The organism is Streptomyces saintjeani (genome assembly GCF_055409605.1).
On record NZ_CP189624.1, the window covers coordinates 110402 to 128790 of the forward strand.

The 18389-nt window shown below is 72.5% G+C and carries 21 protein-coding genes and 1 pseudogene; 12 read left to right on the forward strand and 10 right to left on the reverse strand.

What is annotated here, in order from left to right:
- Positions 1-57 precede the first annotated feature (57 nt).
- From ACQCO7_RS00500 to ACQCO7_RS00510, 3 genes are read left to right on the forward strand one after another with little or no spacing between them, the layout of a single operon-like run.
- Positions 58-564, forward strand: a complete 507-nt coding sequence (locus ACQCO7_RS00500; RefSeq protein ID WP_464077120.1) for a hypothetical protein — start codon at positions 58-60, stop codon at positions 562-564.
- Positions 449-1360 (forward strand): TIGR03619 family F420-dependent LLM class oxidoreductase, encoded by a 912-nt coding sequence (locus ACQCO7_RS00505; RefSeq protein WP_464069846.1) that lies wholly within the window; start codon positions 449-451, stop codon positions 1358-1360. Before ACQCO7_RS00500 ends, ACQCO7_RS00505 begins: the two co-directional genes overlap by 116 nt.
- 57 nt (positions 1361-1417) lie before the next feature.
- Entirely contained in the window at positions 1418-2383 is a 966-nt protein-coding gene (locus ACQCO7_RS00510) for a glycoside hydrolase family 43 protein (RefSeq protein WP_464077121.1), read from the forward strand.
- 3 nt (positions 2384-2386) lie between these two features.
- Here ACQCO7_RS00510 and ACQCO7_RS00515 read toward each other — a convergent pair whose 3' ends face one another.
- From ACQCO7_RS00515 to ACQCO7_RS00525, 3 genes are all read right to left on the reverse strand, one after another.
- Entirely contained in the window at positions 2387-2680 is a 294-nt protein-coding gene (locus tag ACQCO7_RS00515; protein ID WP_464069847.1) for a DUF6479 family protein, read from the reverse strand.
- A gap of 40 nt (positions 2681-2720) precedes the next feature.
- A complete protein-coding gene (locus ACQCO7_RS00520; RefSeq protein WP_464069848.1) occupies positions 2721-4880 on the reverse strand; it encodes an MMPL family transporter in 2160 nt (719 codons plus the stop codon).
- 271 nt (positions 4881-5151) lie between these two features.
- Positions 5152-5709 carry a DinB family protein gene (locus tag ACQCO7_RS00525; RefSeq protein WP_464069849.1) on the reverse strand — a complete coding sequence of 186 codons (558 nt, stop codon included), beginning with the start codon at positions 5707-5709 and terminating at the stop codon, positions 5152-5154.
- Positions 5710-5828: 119 nt separating this feature from the next.
- On the opposite strand from ACQCO7_RS00525, the gene ACQCO7_RS00530 reads away from it, so the two are divergent.
- Complete coding sequence (locus ACQCO7_RS00530; RefSeq protein ID WP_464069850.1) at positions 5829-6380, forward strand: AMIN-like domain-containing (lipo)protein; 552 nt, start codon at positions 5829-5831, stop codon at positions 6378-6380.
- Between the two features lie 43 nt (positions 6381-6423).
- Here ACQCO7_RS00530 and ACQCO7_RS00535 read toward each other — a convergent pair whose 3' ends face one another.
- A complete protein-coding gene (locus ACQCO7_RS00535) occupies positions 6424-8301 on the reverse strand; it encodes an ATP-binding cassette domain-containing protein (RefSeq protein WP_464069851.1) in 1878 nt (625 codons plus the stop codon).
- On the reverse strand, positions 8298-9161 hold the full coding sequence (locus ACQCO7_RS00540) for a phosphotransferase enzyme family protein (protein ID WP_464069852.1): 864 nt from the start codon (positions 9159-9161) through the stop codon (positions 8298-8300). The genes ACQCO7_RS00535 and ACQCO7_RS00540 overlap by 4 nt, the downstream gene beginning before the upstream one ends.
- A gap of 433 nt (positions 9162-9594) precedes the next feature.
- On the opposite strand from ACQCO7_RS00540, the gene ACQCO7_RS00545 reads away from it, so the two are divergent.
- The 3 genes and pseudogenes from ACQCO7_RS00545 to ACQCO7_RS00555 all read left to right on the forward strand — a co-directional run bounded on the left by ACQCO7_RS00545 (position 9595) and on the right by ACQCO7_RS00555 (position 12106).
- Positions 9595-10071: a MarR family winged helix-turn-helix transcriptional regulator gene (locus ACQCO7_RS00545; protein WP_464069853.1), complete on the forward strand. Its 477-nt coding sequence runs from the start codon at positions 9595-9597 to the stop codon at positions 10069-10071.
- Between the two features lie 67 nt (positions 10072-10138).
- Positions 10139-11695 (forward strand): annotated as a pseudogene (locus ACQCO7_RS00550) (MFS transporter); the annotation flags it as partial.
- A 126-nt stretch (positions 11696-11821) separates the two neighbouring features.
- Positions 11822-12106: a carboxypeptidase-like regulatory domain-containing protein gene (locus tag ACQCO7_RS00555; protein ID WP_464077122.1), complete on the forward strand. Its 285-nt coding sequence runs from the start codon at positions 11822-11824 to the stop codon at positions 12104-12106.
- 182 nt (positions 12107-12288) lie between these two features.
- Here the strand turns inward: ACQCO7_RS00555 and ACQCO7_RS00560 are convergent, their stop codons facing one another.
- Both ACQCO7_RS00560 and ACQCO7_RS00565 read right to left on the reverse strand, forming a co-directional pair.
- The gene (locus tag ACQCO7_RS00560; protein WP_464069854.1) at positions 12289-12795 is read right to left on the reverse strand and encodes a GNAT family N-acetyltransferase; all 507 of its coding nucleotides are present in this window, start codon (positions 12793-12795) and stop codon (positions 12289-12291) included.
- Positions 12796-12827: 32 nt separating this feature from the next.
- Positions 12828-13592 carry an NADPH-dependent F420 reductase gene (locus ACQCO7_RS00565; protein WP_464069855.1) on the reverse strand — a complete coding sequence of 255 codons (765 nt, stop codon included), beginning with the start codon at positions 13590-13592 and terminating at the stop codon, positions 12828-12830.
- A 134-nt stretch (positions 13593-13726) separates the two neighbouring features.
- Here ACQCO7_RS00565 and ACQCO7_RS00570 point away from each other — a divergent pair, with 134 nt between their 5' ends.
- Positions 13727-14302, forward strand: a complete 576-nt coding sequence (locus tag ACQCO7_RS00570; protein WP_464069856.1) for a TetR/AcrR family transcriptional regulator — start codon at positions 13727-13729, stop codon at positions 14300-14302.
- A gap of 1 nt (position 14303) precedes the next feature.
- Here the strand turns inward: ACQCO7_RS00570 and ACQCO7_RS00575 are convergent, their stop codons facing one another.
- A complete protein-coding gene (locus ACQCO7_RS00575) occupies positions 14304-14708 on the reverse strand; it encodes a cytidine deaminase family protein (protein WP_464069857.1) in 405 nt (134 codons plus the stop codon).
- A gap of 38 nt (positions 14709-14746) precedes the next feature.
- Here ACQCO7_RS00575 and ACQCO7_RS00580 point away from each other — a divergent pair, with 38 nt between their 5' ends.
- A complete protein-coding gene (locus tag ACQCO7_RS00580) occupies positions 14747-16114 on the forward strand; it encodes an MFS transporter (protein ID WP_464069858.1) in 1368 nt (455 codons plus the stop codon).
- Positions 16115-16209: 95 nt separating this feature from the next.
- Here the strand turns inward: ACQCO7_RS00580 and ACQCO7_RS00585 are convergent, their stop codons facing one another.
- Both ACQCO7_RS00585 and ACQCO7_RS00590 read right to left on the reverse strand, forming a co-directional pair.
- Positions 16210-16752 carry a YciI family protein gene (locus tag ACQCO7_RS00585; protein ID WP_464069859.1) on the reverse strand — a complete coding sequence of 181 codons (543 nt, stop codon included), beginning with the start codon at positions 16750-16752 and terminating at the stop codon, positions 16210-16212.
- A 142-nt stretch (positions 16753-16894) separates the two neighbouring features.
- Positions 16895-17107 carry a hypothetical protein gene (locus ACQCO7_RS00590; RefSeq protein ID WP_464069860.1) on the reverse strand — a complete coding sequence of 71 codons (213 nt, stop codon included), beginning with the start codon at positions 17105-17107 and terminating at the stop codon, positions 16895-16897.
- Between ACQCO7_RS00590 and ACQCO7_RS00595 the strand changes: the two genes are divergently transcribed.
- The 3 genes from ACQCO7_RS00595 to ACQCO7_RS00605 are packed head-to-tail and all read left to right on the forward strand — an operon-like array spanning position 17096 to position 18379.
- A complete protein-coding gene (locus ACQCO7_RS00595) occupies positions 17096-17377 on the forward strand; it encodes a VOC family protein (protein WP_464069861.1) in 282 nt (93 codons plus the stop codon). The genes ACQCO7_RS00590 and ACQCO7_RS00595 overlap by 12 nt on opposite strands.
- A 9-nt stretch (positions 17378-17386) precedes the next feature.
- Positions 17387-17737 (forward strand): hypothetical protein, encoded by a 351-nt coding sequence (locus tag ACQCO7_RS00600; RefSeq protein ID WP_464069862.1) that lies wholly within the window; start codon positions 17387-17389, stop codon positions 17735-17737.
- A 3-nt stretch (positions 17738-17740) separates the two neighbouring features.
- The gene (locus tag ACQCO7_RS00605) at positions 17741-18379 is read left to right on the forward strand and encodes a DEAD/DEAH box helicase family protein (RefSeq protein WP_464069863.1); all 639 of its coding nucleotides are present in this window, start codon (positions 17741-17743) and stop codon (positions 18377-18379) included.
- Positions 18380-18389 lie beyond the last annotated feature (10 nt).

Below are 18389 nucleotides of genomic sequence, written 5' to 3' on the forward strand. Positions count from 1 at the left end.
GTCGCCGCGTCCGAGTGGACCCGCCGTCAGGACCCGCTCGAAGCCCTGGACCCGCGCGTGCGCACCGTCACCGACGGCGAGGAGATCTTCCCCGGTGTCCGTGCGCTGCTCGCCCCCGGTCACACGGCGGCCCACACCGCCTGCGTCGTCGAAGCGGGCGGGCAGCGGGTGATCGCCTTCGGTGACGCCTTCCACTCGCCGGGCCCGGCACGATCGGGTTCGGCGTCCACTTCGCCGACGTGGTCTTCGGCCGTGTCACGGTCGAGCACGGCCACCCCGTACGGCACCCCGTGGACGCCTGACCGGATCCGGACGCCCGCCGACGGGAACAGGCCGTTTCCCGGCCCCCGACCGGGCGGCCAACTGCTCCCGACCGCACCGGAGTTACGCTGGACAGCGCTCAACAGGATGACACGTCACCTTTCGGTGCCGATCACAGGAGGAGCACGTGCGCACAGGTTTCTCACTCCCCCAGTTCGCCACGATGGACCGGCAGTTCGACCAGATGGCCCGCTTCGCCCGGGAGGCCGAGGCGCTCGGCGCCGGCAGCCTGTGGGTCGGTGACCGGGTGCTCGCGGCGGTCGACCCGGTCGTCGGCTACGGCGGCACCGGCAACACGATCCCCCCGGAGCTGAACTCCGCGCTGGACCCGTTCGTCGCCCTGTCCGTGGCCGCCGCGGTCACCGAGAACGCGCTGCTCGGCACCTGCACCCTGATCGCCCCCTGGTATCCGCCCCTCCTGCTGGCCCGTTCGCTGAGCGGTATCGACGTGGTGAGCCGGGGCCGCCTGGTCGCCGGACTCGGCACGGGCTGGTCCCCGGACGAGTACGAGGGTGTCGGCGTCCCCTGGAAGGAGCGGGGCGCGCGCCTGGACGAGTGCCTCGACGTCCTGGAGGCGGTGTGGACGACCGCCCCCGTCCCCCGGCACGACGGCCCGCACCACTCCATCCCGGCCGCCCACATCGGCCCGAAGCCGGTGCAGAACCCCCGGCCGCCGGTCTACCTCTCCGCGTTCTCCCCCGCCTCGCAGCGCCGCGCCGCCCGCCGGGCCGACGGTGTCCTGCCGGTCGCGATGGTGGTGCCCGGCGGAAGCTACGACCCGGAGGCGGCCGTCACCGCGCAGCTCCAGCAGGTCCGCGCGCTGGCCGAGGCGCAGGGCCGCGACCCGATGGAGGTGGACGCGATCCTGCGGATCAACGCGGCGGCCGGGTCGACGCCGCGGGACATCGCGGACGTCGTCCGCCGCACCGAGGACGAGACAGTCGTCGACCACGTCTTCGTGGACCTCGGCTATCTGGTCGACCAGAGCGTGGACCAGTCCCTCGACCTGGCCGGGCAGATCCTCGAACTGTCGCGCTGACCCGCGTGGTTCGCGCACCGGCGGCGAACGTATCCTCCGCCCGTGACCACCGAACCGATGCGGCTGCCCGGCATGCCGCTGCACGATCCGTACGTCGTCGCCGACGCGACGTCCCGCACCTACCACCTGTACACGTCCAACGAGCCGTCCGTGTCGGGCGTGGACGGCGCCGGGACGATGGTCTACCGCAGTACGGACCTGCGTGACTGGGCGCCGCCGGTCGTCGTCTTCCTCGCCGCCGAGCAGGAGGGCGGCTGGGCGACCGACGGCGCGTGGGCGCCCGAGGTGCACGAACGGGCGGGCCGGTACTACCTGTTCACGACGCTGCACAACGAGGAGCGGCGGCTCGCGGAGGGGACGTACATGCGCGGCACGGTCACCGCCGTGTCCGACTCCCCGCTGGGCCCCTTCACGCTCCTCGACCCGTCCCGGCCGACGACTCCCGAGCACCTGATGGCGCTCGACGGGACGCTGTACGTCGACCCGGCGGGGCAGCCGTGGATGGTGTACGCGCACGAATGGCTCCAGACCGTCGACGGCACGATGGAGGCGATCCGTCTCACCCCGGACCTGTCCGGCACGGTCGGCGACCCGGTCCACCTCTTCCGGGGCTCGGACGCGTCCTGGCTGAACGAGCAGATCCCCGCCGGACTGCCGTACCGCCTGCCGCCGTACATCACCGACGGCCCCCAGCTGATCCGCGCCCCCGACGGCGCGCTCCTCATGCTGTGGTCGACGTACGAGAAGAACGTCCCCGGCGCGGACGGCTCGCTCTCCGGGGACTACGTCCAGACGTACGCCGTCTCCGGGTCCGGCGACCTCACCGGCCCGTGGACGCAGCGGCGCCCCCTGGTCCGCGAGGACAGCGGTCACGGGATGCTGTTCCGCACCTTCGAGGGCGAGCTGATGATGATCCTGCACCGCCCGTTCGAGAACGCGCGCGGCAAGCTGTACGAGATGCGGCTCCAGGGGCACGAGCTGAGCGTCGTACGGCAGCGCACGGACCTCGACGGCGACGCCTGAGGCTCACCAGCGTGACCGGCCCCGGTGCCTGCCGGGCCGGTCGGGGGCGTTGCCGAGGTCGTGCGGGGTGGGCCGGGAAGCGTCGTCCGGGAGCCGGGGGACCTCGTTCGGCTCCCTCGTCTGCCGGTGCTCGGACTCGTCGACCGGCCGCCGGGCCGGTTCCTGGGGCGGGAGCCGGCCCGGTGCCTGTTCGCGCCTGCGCACCCGGGTGCCGAACCGTACGGCCCACACCAGGGCGGCGGTCAGGAGCAGGCCGCACAGGACGACGGCCGCCGTACCCACACTCGTCACGTTCATCGGCCCCGGGTACCCAGCACCCGGGGCTCGATGCGTCCCGCTACTCGCGCCGTCCCGCCGTGTCGCGGACGGGGGTGGCGCCCGTGCGGCCGGGGTCCGACGGCGGGGTGGCCGCGCGGTCGGCGTGGCCCGGCCACCATGCCGCGTGGCCGATGAGCGCCGTCAGGCTGGGCGTGAAGAACATCGCCATGACGAACGCGGCGACCGCGATACCGAAGGAGACCGCGAAACCCATCTCCGTGAGGAGGGCGTTGCCCGCGAGCATCATCGTCGCGAAGGTCGCGGCGAGGATGAACCCGGCCGCTGCGACGGTCGGCCCGGCGTGGCGCAGGGCCATCCCGGCGGCCTCGCGGGGACTGCGGCCCTCGCGGGCCTCCTCGCGGAGCCGGGCGATCATGAGGATGTTGTAGTCGGTGCCGATGGCGACGACGAACAGGTACATGATCACCGGGAGCATGAACATCAGCCCCGAGTGCCCCTGCATGTCCTGGAAGATCCAGACCGTGGCGCCGAGGGTCGCGCCGAACCCGAGTCCCACCGACGCGATCAGGTACCAGGGGGCGACGACGCTGCGCAGCAGGAGCCCCAGGATGACCATGATCAGGAGGGCGGCGACGGGGAACACCGTGCGGTAGTCGCGGTTCACGGCCGCCTGGATGTCCTTGTAGATCGACGACAGGCCGCCCACCAGGGCCTTCGTGCCCTCGGGCGCCTCGTCATGCGCGACGGACCGCACCTTGCCCACCGCCTCCAGCGCCTTGTCGGTCGACGCCTCGTACCTGAGGGTGACGGTGAAGTCCGCGGTGGTGCCGTCCGTGTTCGTCTGCGTCATCCTGGCGCCGGCGACCCCGTCGACGGCGCCGAGTTTCTCGGCGTACGACGCGAAGGCCGACTTGTCGAGCGGGCGGCCGTCGGTGCTGGAGAGGTAGACGTCGGTCGGGGCGGCGGCGCCCGCCGAGTACGCCTTGCCCATCTCGTCCTGGACGACCATCGACTCCTTGGTCTTCGGCATGGACCCCGAGGCCAGGTCGAAGGTCGCCTTGTAGCCGAGCGTGCCGAGCGAGAGCGCGACCAGGACGAGCCCGGAGAGCGCGGCGGTCAGCGCGGGCCTGCGCTGCACGCCCCGGCCGAGCGCGGCGAACCGGGCGTCCGAGGGTTCGTGCTGCCAGGACTTGGAGGGCCAGAAGATCCGCGGCCCGATGAGGGAGACGACCGCCGGGATCAGGGTGAGGCCCGCGATGAGGGTGACGGTGACCGCGATGGCGAGCGCGGGGCCCATCTGCTTGAGGAAGCCCAGCGTGGACAGGGACAGCGCGAGGAACGCGATGATGACGGCGCCGGCCGCCGACGCGATGGCCTCGCCGACCCGGGCTACCGCGTTGACCATGGCCTGCTTGGGCTCGTCACCGGCGCGCAGGCGTTCTCGGTAGCGGAACATCAGGAACAGGAAGTAGTCGGTGCCCACGCCGAACAGCACGACGATGAGGATCGACGAGATCGAGCTGTTGGCCTGGAGGTCGAAGAGCTTCGTGGCGTGCGCGATGAGCGCGTTGGCGATCGCGGCGACGATGCCGATCAGGATCAGCGGGAGGATCGCCAGGATCGGCGCGCGGAAGATGATCAGCAGGGTGACCAGGATGATCACGAACGTGCCGATACCGATGAGCGCCTCACCGCGCTGGGAGGAGTCCTGCTGGTCGAGGGCCTGCGCGGCCGAGCCGCCCAGTTTGACCTGGAGGTCCGTGCCCCGGGCGAGGGCCTTGACGTCGTCGCGCAGGATCTTCGCCGCGTCCGCCTGTTTCGGCTGGCCGGCGTTCCTGCTGTCCATCTGGACCAGGGTCATCGTGTACCGGCCGTCCTCGGAGGGCCGGCCCTCGACGACCTTCTGCACCTGGTCGATCTTCTTCGCGCCCAGCTCCCCGGTGATCCGGGTGACGTCCCGCTTGTCGGCGGCGGTCAGCCTGCCGCCGTCGTCGCGCTGGAACAGGGCGATCGCGGACGGGGTGAAGGCGCTGGGGAACGCCTTCTCCTGGAGGTCCGCGGCCTTGATGGACTCATAACTCCTGGGCAGAAAACTGGACTCGTCACTGCTGGACGGCAGACTCGGGGCCGTCGCGGCGATCGCGACCGCCGCTATCAGCCACGCGACGATCGTCCAGACCGGATGCCGGACGACCGTGTCGCCCATACGTCGGAACATGCGGTACCCCTCCTGATCAGGAAGATCACCACACCTGGGGAGCGGTCCCCGGCATCGGCGACCCGGCCGGCTCCCCGTCGAACCGGCCGAACGGATGTCTCAGCTCTTCATCGTAGGGACGCGGGCCGTTCGGCGCCCCTGATATCACCGGCGCCCCGAAACTTTCGGAACTCTTTCCGAAAGTCGGTCGGAAATGTCTGACGCCGGTGGCGACCGCTCTCGCCGGGGTCGCGGCCCCGGTCGGTGCGACGGTCCAGCAGGCCCGTCCCGCTCACTGCCCGACCCGCCCGTCCACCCTCTCCCGCAGCAGATCCGCGTGCCCGCAGTGCCGTGCGTACTCCTCGATCCGGTGGACCATCAGCTCCCGGATCGCGATCCCCCGCTTCCCCGCCCGCTGCCCGAGATCCGTGAACGCGGCCAACTCCGCGTCGAGCGCGGCCTGTTCGCGTGCCAGGTCGGCGTGCGCGGCGTCCACCACGGCCTGGTCGGCCACGGCGCCGTCGAAGTCGGCGTCGCGTGCGCCGTACAGCTTGGGCAGGGGTTCCCCGATCCAGCCCCGCCAGTCGCGCTCCACCTCGGCGAGATGGCGGACCAGGCCGAGCAGGGACATCGTCGACGGGGGAACCGAGCGCTCCGCGAGCTGTTGCGGTGTCAGGCCCTCGCACTTCATCCGCAGGGTGTGGCGGTATGCCGAGAGGTAGTCCAGCAGGGTCGCCAGCTCCCCTTCCGGGCTGTCGCCCTCGCGGGGGTCGTCGTCCGGGTCGACCCACATGTCGGGGTAGACGGTCGCCCGGGTCCATCGTTCGGGAGTGTCGCTCATGCGCGTCATGGTGGCGGGCAACTCCCGGCCGCACCAACGATTTTCTCCGGCGCCCGCGGCACAACCTTCGGACCGGTCCGGCTGTCTCACTTCACAAAGCAGGACACCTGACACGTGGGGGAACAAAAGTGTTACGACGCACTGTCATCACGATCACCGCGCTGGCGACCGCAGCGCTCGGCGCCGCAGCGGTGCCCGCCGTCTCGGCGGAGCTGCCCGGGCGAGCGGCCGTCGCCTGTCCGACCGGTTGGGGCAGCCTCGCCAAGAGCAACGGGGCCAGCACATCGGGTGAGTTCATCACCAACGCCCGCATCGGCACCCACGACTGCTACGACCGTTTCGTGGTCGACGTCCCCGGCGCCACCGCCAGCCAGCTCGGCTACAGCGTCCGCTACGTCGACGCCCTCATCCAGGACCCCTCCGGCGACCCGGTTCCGGTGACCGGCGGGGCGATCCTCGAAGTCGTCGTGCGCGCACCGGCGTACAACCCGGAGACCGGGACACCGACCTATCCGGGCCCGGCGCCCAAGCCTGTCGGCTACCCGACCTTCCGTGACGCCGTGTTCGCGGGAACCTTCGAAGGACAGAGCCAGTTCGGGCTCGGCATCCGCGCCCGACTGCCCTTCCGTGTCCTCCAGTTGGACGGACGGCTCGTGGTGGACGTCGCGCACTCCTGGTGAGCGCGGTGAGGCGTGCCCCGCACTCGGGACACGCCTCGTCCGGTCAGCGGTCCTGGGAGAGCTCGTACAGCTCGGCCAGCAGACTCCCTTCCGTGGTCACGAGGTCGTCGAAGGTGCCCTGTTCGCGGATGTGTCCCCGGTCGAGGACGAGGACGCGGTCGGCCATGCGGACGTTGTCGAGGCGGTGGGTGACGACGACGGTGATGCGGTCGGGGGCCATGGCGCGCAGCTCCCGGAACACGGTGTGTTCGCCGCGCGCGTCCATCTCGCTGGTCGGCTCGTCGAGGACGAGGACGGCGGGTTCGCGGTAGAGGGCGCGGGCGCAGGCCACGCGCTGCCACTGGCCGCCGGAGAGTTCGTGCCCGCCCCACACCGAGCGGGCGAGCAGGGTGTCGAGCCGGTCGGGCAGGGCGGTCAGCGCCTCGTCCATGCCGACGCGGCGGGCGGCGTCCCAGACCCGGTCGTCGCCGTGTTCGCGGGGCTGGCCGAGGGTGATGTTCTCGCGGGCGGCGAGCGGCCAGTGGCCGTTCTTCTGCGGGACGAGTCCGACGTGCCGCCACACGGACTCGGCGTCGGTGGCGGCCAAGTCGGTGTCGTCCCACAGGACTTGCCCCTCCGTGGGAACGGTCAGGCCGGTCAGCATCCGGATCAGCGTCGACTTCCCGGCGCCGTTCTCGCCGACCAGCGCGACGACTTCGCCCCGGTTCAGCGTGAGCGTGACCGGTCCGACGGCGGCCGTGTCCTTGCCGGGGTAGGTGTAGGCGGCGCCCTCCAGGCGGATGCTCCGGGGTGCGGCGGCCTGCGTCGTACCGCGTTCCGTCGTCGTGGTGCGGACCTCGTCGACGAAGTCGTGGTAGTCGGAGAGGTAGAGCCCGTGGTGGAACATCACCGTGCTGTACCGGACGATCGAGTTGAGCGCCCGCCCGGCGGTCTGCGAGGCGACAACGGCGGTCCCGGCCAAGGCCGTCGACATCGCCCCGGCGAGCACGAGGCCCGCCAGCGACACCCACATCCCGAGCGTGAACAGCCCGCCCAGCGACGCGGCCAGCACCGTCACCAGCAAGTACGGGCGCGCGCCCGCGAGTTCGCGGCCCTCGACTCGGTCGCACATCGCCCGGTACCAGTAGTGCAGGTACGGCCGCATGGTGTTGGCCCGCAGCTCGTCGGCGAGTTCGGCCGTCGTCAGCCACCAGCGCATCATGCCGCGCACGTTGCGCGCGGAGATCGTGCGGTCGTGGACGCGGTAGTCGATGCGCGCGGAGATCACGCCGCCGAGCCCGCGCGGTACGACGGACAGCAGCAGCACGCAGAGCAGCAGCGGGTGCAGGGACGTCAACACCGTCGCGGCGGACAGCAGTTGGACGGACGCGTTGGTGAGGGTCTTGGCGTCGTCGGCGAGGTCGACGGCGCGCAGGGCGCCGATCTCGGCGGCCTGGCTGCGGTCGCGGAAGCCTTCCGTGTCGTACGCGGCGAGTTCGGCGCGCATGTGGAGGTCGACGAGGGTCAGGTCGGCGGCCGAGGCGATCTTGGGGTTGAGGCGGCGGGTGGCCCAGTCGGCGAGGATCCACAGGGCCGCGCCGACCGCCATCGCCGCGACGGCGACGGTCAGCGCGGGCCACGCCTGGGCCAGGCCCTCGCGGGGGTCGCCGGTCATGAGGCGGGGCAGGGCCTCGGCGACCGCGCCGAGCATCACGGCCGTACCGATGCCGGACAGGAGCTGGCAGACGGCGATCGTGGTGACCATGCGGCGGTCGACCCGCCAGGCGAGGCGGGCCGTCTGGAGGAGTGCGGCGGGGATGCGGCGGGCCATGTCCACCAGGGTCGCGTCGTCCATGGCGTGCCGGTGTTTGCGGCCGTTGTAGTCGAGTTCGGGTGGCGCGGACGGCTGCGGGAGTTCCGTGCGGGCTGCGGGGAGCGTCATGCGAACACCCCCGCCACGATCCGGTCCAGGGTACGGCGGCCCCGTGCGGTGACCGTGGGGTCGTCGTGGGCCAGGCAGCCCACCGCGTCGATGGCCGCGAGGCAGGTCAGGGCCTGTTTCTCCTCGGGGGTGAGATCGCGGCCGTAGCCCTGGAGGAACGCGGCGCGCAGGTCGGGGCGGTCGGTCCAGGTCGTGCAGGCCAGCGGGACGAAGTCCTGTACGGCGGTGGCGAACCGGGAGCGCTCGAAGTCGATCCAGCCGGCCCGGGCGTGCTCCCGGGACCACAGGAGGTTGCGTTCGCGGGCGTCGCCGTGGGTGAAGGCGAGCGGGAGCGGCGGGAGGGTGCGCAGGCGGGCGGCGAGGGCGCGGACGAGTGTGCGTTCGGGCGTCGTGAGTCCGGCGCGGGGCAGGTGGTTGCCGGCTCCGTCGGCGGCGGCGCGCAGTGCCTGGGCGGCTTCCTTGCGGCGGGGTCCGCAGAGGTCGCCGGCCCGGTGGAGGCGGGCGAGGAGGACTCCGCCGTGCCGGTGGGCGCGGGCCTCGTCGGCGGGGGTGAGCGTCTGCTGCTTGAGGGGGCGGCCGGGGACCGCCGTCAGGAGCAGGGCGAGGTGGTGGGCGTCGGAGGCGCGCAGCGTCGGTGCGTGGCCCGCGCCGAGGGCGGGGGCGGCGTGGCGCAGGGCGAGGGTCTCGCGCTCGTACATCAGGGGGCGCGGGGAGAGCTTCAGGTAGTAGCGGGCCCCGTCGGGCAGGGCCAGTTTCCAGACGCGGGAGTCCTCCCTGGGGTGGGAGGCGTCGGTCACGGCGGGGCGGGCGCCGAGCGTGGCGGTCGCCCAGGCGAGGACGGCGGGTGCGAGCGCGGTCATGCTCCCCACCTCGATGACGGTCGTGACGCGGACGAGAACAGGGCGCGGCGGACGTCGACGGGGCGGCGGAATCCGGTGGCGCGGACGGCCTGGGCGGGGGGATTTTCGAACGCGGGCCGATGGGCGGTGAGCAGGCGGACGGGATGCATGGCTTCTCCTCGACAGGGGGAACGGACGGATCACCCGCACAACTCCCCTGCTCACAGCGGCGATACGGGTGAGCCCGGGCGACGCGTCGAGCACAAGTTCGACCACGCCCGGTTCGGTCAGGCGCCGCCGGACCGGTGGGCCGTTCGATTCACCCGTGGAGGGGACGGGCCCGCGGACATCGCCCGAACGGGGGATTGCGCGACGGCGCCGACCGCCATCGGATGGCCGGGCGCGAGCAATAGGTATGTTGACATAGGTGTCTCGTCATACATACCCTTCCCGGGTGTCCGGAACCAGTGGGGCTCAGCCGAGTTCCAGCAGCGTCGACCGTGTGGCCGAGGGCCTCGCGGTGTGTCTGCCGGTGCTGAACCGGGCCGTGAAGCGGCATCTTGACGGGGCGTTGCCGTTTCCCAAGCCGCCGGAGCGGCAGTTGGCGTTGTTGCACTATGTCGCCGAGAACGACGGGGCGACCGTGCAGAGCGCGGCGGACGCGTTGCGGATGATGCCGAACAACGTCAGTGCTCTGGTCACGCGGCTCACCGCGGCGGGGGCGCTGGAGCGGTGGCAGGACGAGGGCGACAAGCGGGTGGCGCACCTCAGGGTGACCGCCGAGGCGCGGCGGCGGATCGGCGAGGTCGACAGCCTGGTCACGCGGCGGATCTCGGCCGCGCTGCGGACCCTCACCGAGGGCGATCTGGACGCTCTCGGTTCGGCGCTCGGCGCTCTGGTGGCACTCACCGACGCCCTGCGCGACGACTGATCCCCCCTCTTCCCTTTCCTCCGCGCGCCGCTCAAGCGCGCCGGTACGTCCTGAGGACTTCTCACCCATGCCTGTCACCGCTGTCTCCACAGCGCCCGCACCCACGTCCACCACGCCTCCCCGCGATCTGCGGGCCAACCCGTGGCTGACCCTGGTCGCCGTCGCGTTCGGTCTGTTCATGGTCGGCCTCGACGGGTCCGTCGTGTCGATCGCCAACGCGGAGATCGCCCGCGACCTCAAGGCGAGCACCGCCGAGTTGCAGTGGGTCACCAACTCCTACCTCCTCGCCCTCGCCGCGGCCCTCATCCTCGGCGGCAAGCTCGGTGACCGCCTCGGGCGCCGCACGCTCTACCTCGTCGGGGTCGCCGGGTTCACCGTCGCGTCCGTGGCGATCGGGCTCGCCGGGTCGATCGAGGGGGTCATCGCCTTCCGTGCCGTCCAGGGGCTGTTCGGGGCGATGCTGATGCCGAACACGCTCGCGTTGCTGCGGGCCGTGTTCCCGCCGAGGAAGTTCGGGATGGCCGTCGGGATCTGGGCGATGATCTCGTCCGTGTCGACGGCGCTCGGGCCGATCGTCGGCGGGCTGCTCGTCGAGCACGTCAACTGGGAGTCCGTGTTCTACATCAACGCGCCCATCGGTGTCGTCGCACTCGTCTTCGGCCTGGTCGTCCTCCCGCAGTCCCGCAACGAGGCGGCTGCGGGCGAGAAGTTCGACGTCCCCGGGGTCGTCCTGCTCGCGGGCGGGCTGCTCGCCGTGGTGTTCGGCGTCGTCAAGGGCGAGACGTGGGGCTGGACCTCGGCCGGGACGCTCGGCGCGATCGGCGGCGGGATCGCCGTACTCGTCCTCTTCGGCCGGTACGAGACGCGGGTCGCCCATCCCCTGCTGCCGATGCGGCTGTTCCGGAGCCCGGCGCTGACCGTCGGGGCGTTCGTCACCGCGCTCAACTTCTTCATCCTGCTCGGCGTGATCTTCTTCGTGATGCTGTACCTCCAGAACGTGCGCGGGTTCACGCCCGTCGAGTCGGGGGTACGGACGCTGCCGCTGAGCATCGCGTCGATGCTGGCGTCGCCGCTGGGCGCGAAGCTCACGGAGCGGTTCGGGGCGCGGGTCACGATGCCGCTCGGGATGGTCCTCCAGAGCGGGGCCGCGTTCACGATGCTCGCGTGGAGCACGGACTCGTCGTACGCCACGATGTGGCCGCCGTTCGTCGCGCTCGGGCTCGGCGTCGGCATGGTGATGTCCGCGTCGTCCGACGCCATCGTCGGCAACGCGCCCGTGCGGGACGGGGGTGTCGCGGGTGGGTTGCAGGCGACGTCCTTGCAGGTCGGCGGGGCGCTCGGGACGTCCGTCCTGGTGTCCGTCATCAGCGGCCGGGTCGGTTCCACCCTGACCGGCGAGCTGACCGACGCGGGCGTACCGCACTCCGTCGCCGAAGGGCTCGGGGAGGCGAAGGACGCGGTCGCGATGGGGGTGGCGCCGGTGTCGGAGTCGATGCCGGGGGCGCTGCGGAGTGCTGTCGTCGAGGGGAGTCATGGGGCGTTCATGGCGGGGGTGCATACGTCGGCCGTGGTGACCGGGGTGCTGGCGTTGGTGGGGGCGGGGCTGGCTGTGGTGGGGCTGCGGGGGCGGGGCGCTGTGCGGGAGCCGGGGTCGGTGGCGTCGTCGGGCGAGGGGGAGGCGGTGACCCTCGCGGTCAGCGCGGACGGGTTCCGGCCGGTCGCGCTGACCGTCGAGATCGCGGTGCGCGGAGTGACGCGGGCCGAGGTCGAGCCGGCGCCGGGCGCGCGGGTGCGCGGCGCGGTGACCGCCTCGGGGCGGCCGGTGAACGCCGCTCGGGTGACCCTCGTCGACGCGGCCGGGAACGTCGTCGCGTCCGCCGTCACCGGCGCGGACGGCGGGTACGCGTTCACGGACCTCGACGGCGGCGACTACACGGTGACCGCGGCCGGGTATCCGCCGCAGGTCAGCCAGATCACCGCAGGCGGGGCCGGGGTCGACGGGCACGACATCGAGCTGGTGCACCCCGGGGAGTGAGGCGCACCGGGGCGGGCTGCGGTGTTCCGGCCGCCACCCGCCCCGGTGCCAGACGGTCGCGGGGGCGGGGCGGCGTGAGTCGACCGCCCCGACGCCAGAGGTCCGGCGTTCAGAGGGTCACCGACGCAGGGCAGCCTCCAGCGTTCCGGCCCCCTCACCCCGCCCCAGCAACACCACTCCTGTCAGACCGCATCCGGCGCCGCGTAACAGTGCACGGTCACCGTCTGCTCCGCACTCCACCGCTGCTCCACCGTCGCCAGCAGCTTCCACCCCAGCCGTTCGTACAGCGCCGCCGCAGCCGTATCCGTCGCCACGACATCGAGCACCGGGTGGAGATCACGGCGCCGGGCCTCCACGACCGCCCGCTCCATGAGCCGTACGCCGCAACCGTGGCCACGCGCCCCGGGGGCGACGAAGAGGCGGCTGACGACGGCCGTCGTGTCCGGGTCGCCCCACAGACCGGGAGCCACGTCGCCCTCACCGCCGACGTTGAGGGCGACGTGGCCGACGATCCGCCCGTCCAGTACGGCGACCCACGCGCCCAGCCCTGACGCCTGGATCAGCCAACCGCCGGGATTCTCGGGCCAGTTGACGGGGTAGCCGTCGCGCCGGTGGACGTCCGCGAGGGCCTCGACGCAGGCAGCGACGTCGTCGTCCGTGCGGGGCCTGACCGTGTTCTCCGTGTTCACCGCCGTATCGAAACACAGGCTCCGCGGCGGCTCTACCGCCTTTCCGGGAAAGCCAGCCCCTCCGGGAGCACGCCGCCCGCCGGGCCCCGTACGGCGGAGTCGGCCAGTTCGCGGATACGGCTCGCGGGGGCGGTGACGCCGGGTGTCTCCTGGATCCAGCCGAACCATTCCACCGGGGACAGCTCCTCCGGCGCCTCACCGACGTACGGCTTGACGTAGACCGGCGTCTCCGGCTCGATGCGCCAGCTCTCCGCGAGCGTGCCGACGTCGACGGCGTCCCAGCCGAGGGCGTCGAGGAGGTCGGCGACCTCCTTCTTGGCGCCCGGGTCGTCCCCGGCGACGGGCAGGGCGCTGCGGTCGGGGGCACCGGCGGGGCGGGCGAGGGTGGAGAGCTGGTGGGCGCCGATGTTGTTGAACACCTTGACCACGCGGGAGCGGGCGAGCCGGCGTTGGACGAGGTCGCTGGTGGTGAGGTCGTTCGCGTCCAGCTCGGCCAGCCGGCCGTCACGGGCGGGGTAGTAGTTGAGGGTGTCGAGGACCGTCTTGCCGGCGAGGGCGTCGACGGGGAGCTTGTCGTAGGCGTACAGGGGGACGGTCGCGACGACGAGGTCACCGGCGCGGGCGGCTTCCGCCGGGGTGGCGGCGCGGGCTTTTTCGCCGAGGCCGGTGACGAGGCCGGCGAGGGTCTCGGGGCCCCGGGAGTTGCTGAGGACGACGTCCCAGCCGGCGGCAACCGCCAGGCGGGCGACGGCCGTTCCGATGTTTCCGCTGCCGATGAGTCCGAGGGTGCGGGGCATGGCGTACTCCGTTCGAAGCGGGCCCGGACGGATATCCGGAGGCACCATCCACTTCCTATCACGTCAAACGGAGGCTGCGTCCGCTTGGCGTGATGATTGACTGGTTCGAGCCGCTCTACAGGAACAGGAACGCGATGGACACCACCCCGACGACGTGCCGCAAGCCGCGCGCCGACGCCGCGCGCAACCGGGCCCGGATCCTCGACACGGCACTGCGCCACTTCGCGGAGTGCGGCGCCGGGACCTCGCTGGAGGCCATCGCGAGGGACGCCGGGGTCGGCCCGGCCACGCTCTACCGCCACTTCCCGACCCGGGAGGCGCTGCTCGCGGCGGCGCTGGAGGCCCCGGCGGCCGAACTCCTCGCCGGACGCGAGGAGTTGCGGAGCGTGGAGGACGCGGACGAGGGGCTGCGGCGGTGGCTGCTGACGCTGGAGAAGTACTTCAGCACCTTCACGGGGCTGCCCGCGCCGGTCCTCGCGGCCCTGGCCCACGACGACTCACCGCTCTCCGTCTCCTGCCAGGAACTCCTCGCCGTCACCGACGAGTTCCTCGCCGCCGCGCGGGAACGCGGCACGGCGCGCCCGACCGTCCAGGGCCGCGATCTCTTCCTCGCCGCGCTGTTCCTCGCCTGGACCGAGGGCGCGCCCGTCGACGGCGACGCGCTGCCGACCCTGCGGCAGCTCATCGAGACCGGTTACAGCACGCGGTGACCTACTGGTGGTCCGCCCACACATAGCTCTCGGGCAGCAGGTCCGCGATGGGCAGCGCCCGGTCCCCGACGACGACCTCGATGCCGGGGAAGTAGTCGAGGAGGACCTGACGGCAGCGCCCGCACGGCGGGACGACGCCCCGGTCCCGGTCCCCGACGGCGACGATCGCCTTAAGGTCGTAGACGCCCTGGGCCGCGGCCGTCCCGATGAGGACGAGTTCGGCGCACGGGCCGCCGGTGAAGTGGTAGGCGTTCAGCGCGGTCACGATCCGGCCGTCGGCGGCGCGGCCGGCCGCCGCCATCGTGTGGTTGTCGCCCTGACAGCGGGTGCGGGCGAGCTGGGCGGCGGCTTCGACGAGTTCATGGTCCACGCGGGCCACGATCACCGCCGGGGCGGGTACGCGCAAGCGGTTTACGTCGAGGGCGGTCCCTGTAGTTTTGGCCGGTGACCCTCCTATCACCTCGTCGTCTTGTCCCCCGGTCCTATCAACCGCTGTTCGCCCACCGCGGGTTCAGGCGGCTGCTGCCCGCGCTGGCCGTCTCCGATCTCGGGGACGGGATGAGTGTCGTCGCGGTGGCGTGGCTGGGGGTACTGATCGCGCCAGAGGGGCAGGCCGGGTTCGTGGTGGGGGCGGCCGTCGCGGCATACGCGCTGCCGGGGGCCGTGGGGGCGCTGGTGTTCGGGCGGTGGCTGCGGCGGATGGCGCCCAGGAGGCTGCTCGTGGTGGACAGTTGGCTGCGGGCCGTGATGCTCGGCTGCGTGCCGGTGGCCTGGGCGGCGGGGGTGCTGCATCCCGTGCTGTACGTCACGCTGCTCGCGGGGTCCTCCGTGCTGCACGCGTGGGGCGGGGCCGGGAAGTACTCCCTCGTCCCCCAGCTGCTCCCGCCCGAACGGCGGCTCGCCGCCAACGCGTTGCTCAGCTCCAGCATCTCCGCCTCCATCATCCTCGGGCCCGCGCTCGCCGGGCTCCTGGTGACGTGGGTGGGGCCCGCGTGGCTGATCGGGGCCGACGCGCTGTCGTTCGCCGTGCTCGCCGTCCAGGTGGGGCGGCTGCGTGAGGGGGGCGGGGTGGCCGACGCTCCCGTCGACGCGGGGCGCGCGGTGGACGGGCTGCGGTTGCTGCGGCGACAGCCGGAGTTGCTCGGTGTGCTGGCGCTGACCTGGCTGTTCAACTTTCTGTACGGGCCCGTCGAGGTCGCCCTCCCCCTGCACGTCACCGGCGATCTCGGGGCCGGGGCCGGGGTGCTCGGCCTCTACTGGATGCTCTTCGGGGTGGGGGCCGTGCTGGGGGCGCTCGGCGCGGGGGCCCTGCGGAGGCTTCCGCTGTGGCCGGTGACCGTCGGGATCGTCGTGGGGTGGGGCGTGATGCTCGTACCGTTCGGCCTGGGCGCGCCCACCGCCGTGACGCTGGCCTGCTTCGGGGTGGGCGGCGTCATCTACGGGCCGTTCACCGCACTGTCGTTCACCCTGTTCCAGGAACGGACACCGGCGGCTTGGCTGACGACGGTGCTGGCGGCACGCATGGCGGCGCTGCTCACGGCGGCGCCGGTGGGGGCGGCGCTGGGCGGACCGTTGACCGCGGCGCTGGGGGCTCGGGGGGTGCTGGGGGTTTCCGGGGTGGTGACGGTGGGGCTCGGGGTGGTCGCGGCGGGGGTGTGGTGGTGGAGCGGGCGGTTGAGGGGCGGGGGTTCACGGAGCGGGGGTTCACGGGGTGGGGGTTCACGGGGTGGGCGGGAAGGGGTTGGGCGGGAAGGGGTTGATGGGGAGGGGATCGACCGGTCGAAGGGTCGGGGGGTGTCAGGGGTCGGCTGAGGCGGGGCAGGGCGAGCGGCTGGGTGTGCTGCTGCGCGTGCTTCCCGAGAGGCGCGTCTCCTGTTCGTCGCCCCGTCCCGCGCGGCGCCCCCGCTTCAGCGCCGGCCGCCGAACTCCCAGTCGTGCACCTCCGTCTCCGCGTGTCCCCCGAGTACCCGGCGCGCCGCTTCCGCGTCGGGGGCGCGCAGCAGGGCCGCCGTACCGAGCCAGGCCGTACCGTCGTCCGACAGGAGAGGGCCGAAGGCGATCAGGTCGCCGGTGTCCGGGGGTACGGCGAGGTCCGTGCCGGGGTCGGGGGCGAGGCCGAGTGCCAGGTAGCGGTTGCCGCCGGTCCGGCCGCCGGGGAAGTCCCACATCGTCCGGCCGAGCAGGTTGCGCCAGCGCCGCAGGAGGACGTCCCGGTAGACCCCGGCCTGGTGGTTGGGCTCGTCGAAGGCGAACGCCCGGGCCGCCGCCGGGCCGGGAAGATCGACGATGTGGACGCTGCCGGCGGGGGTCTCGCCGTCGTCGGCGAAGGTGGGGCCACGGGCGATGAGTTCGGCGGTGTAGCCGTCCATGTACGACCAGTGGGCTTCGGTGAGCCGGCGGCGCAGGGGGAGGGAGCCGGACCGGTCGCGGTGGTAGCAGAAGAACTCCATGGGCGGTGATCATCGCCGGGACGGGGGCGGCGGTTCAAGCGGCTTTCGGGCCTCCGCCGACGCTGGTTGGTGCTCAGATCCTGTGTCGCGTCTCCGGCCGGACGTCCCGACTCCGCCGGGCGCGTGTCGGCTTGGGGCGGGTTCACCGCGCGGCAGCCGTCTTCCGGCGGAACTGGGTCGCGGGGGTCGCGGGAAGCGGGGCGGGGCGTCCGGCGAGGCTCTTGAGGCCGACGGCGGTCGCGGCGGTGACCAGGACCCCGGCGGTGACGGCGAGGAGGAGGAGCGGCAGTTCGCCGATGTCCGCGGCGGCGAGGACGCCTCCGTAGGGGACGGTGATCGTGGCGTGGAAGGTCATGGTCAGGGCCCCGGTGACGGCCCCGCCGGCCAAAGCTGTCGTAGGGCTTGGCCGTGTTGCCGGTACGTCCCTCCGGTCTGGCCCCCGCGTGCGGGCGCCCCGCGGATGAGCGCCCACCTCGACTTCGAGGTCACCGATCTCGGGGTGGCCGTCGCGCACGCGCTCCAACTCGGGGCGCGGGAAGCCGAGTTCCAGCCGCAGAGCGACGTCCGTGTCCTGCTCGATCCCGCCGGGCATCCCTTCTGCCTCTACATGGACGGCCACGGTTAAGGTGGGCCGATGCCGCTCGTGGAGATCACTTACGCCCCGCATGTTTCGCCGGACACCCTGCGTGAGCTCGGTTCCGTCCTCCCCCATCTCGTGTCCGTCGCCGTGGAGTGTCCCGAGGAGCCCTACGACGGGGAACTCCAGCCGGGGGACGTGGAGTTGCGGTTCCGGTCGCTCGGGCCGTACGACCGGAGCGGGCTCGATGTCGTGATCGAGGTGCGGTCGAAGTGGTTCGAGAGCCGGGCGGGGAACCGTCAGGAACGGGTGGATGAGCTGCACTCGCGGATCGCCGCGGCGACGGGTCTGGAGGACTTCGGCGTGTACCTCTCCCTGCCGGTGGCGGCCTGGTCCCAAGGGGACTGACCCGTGGACCTCGGCCTCGTCGAGCGGCTGCGCCACGTGTACTGGATCGGCGGGAGCCCCGGCGCCGGCAAGTCGACGATCGCCCGCAGGCTCGCCGCGCACCACGGCCTGCACCTCTACGTCACCGACGACACGATGCCGGACCACGCCGGCCGGACCACACCCCGACAGGCCCCGTTCCTGCACGAGTTCATGGCGATGGACATGGACGAGCGGTGGGTGGAGCGGTCTCCGCGCACCATGTTCGAGACGTTCCACTGGTACCGGGGCGAGGGCTTCGGCCTGATCGTCGAGGATCTGCTCCGCCTGCCGCAGGACCGGCCCGTGATCGCCGAGGGCTTCCGCCTCCTCCCCCACCTCGTCCACCCGCTGCTCCCCACTTCGCACCACGCCGTCTGGCTCCTGCCGACGCCCGGTTTCCGAGAAACGGCCATCTCGGGCCGGTCGGCTCCCGGCGAGGGGTTCATCTGGCGGACCAGCGACCCGGAGAAGGCCGCGCGCAATCTCGCGGAGCGGGACGCGATGTTCGTCGAGCGGCTTGAGCGAGAGACCTCACGCCTGCACCTGCCTGTCATCCGGCTCGACGTCACGATGACGGAGAAGGAACTCGGGGAGCGGGTCGCTGGGGTGTTCGGGTTGTGATGCCGCAGGC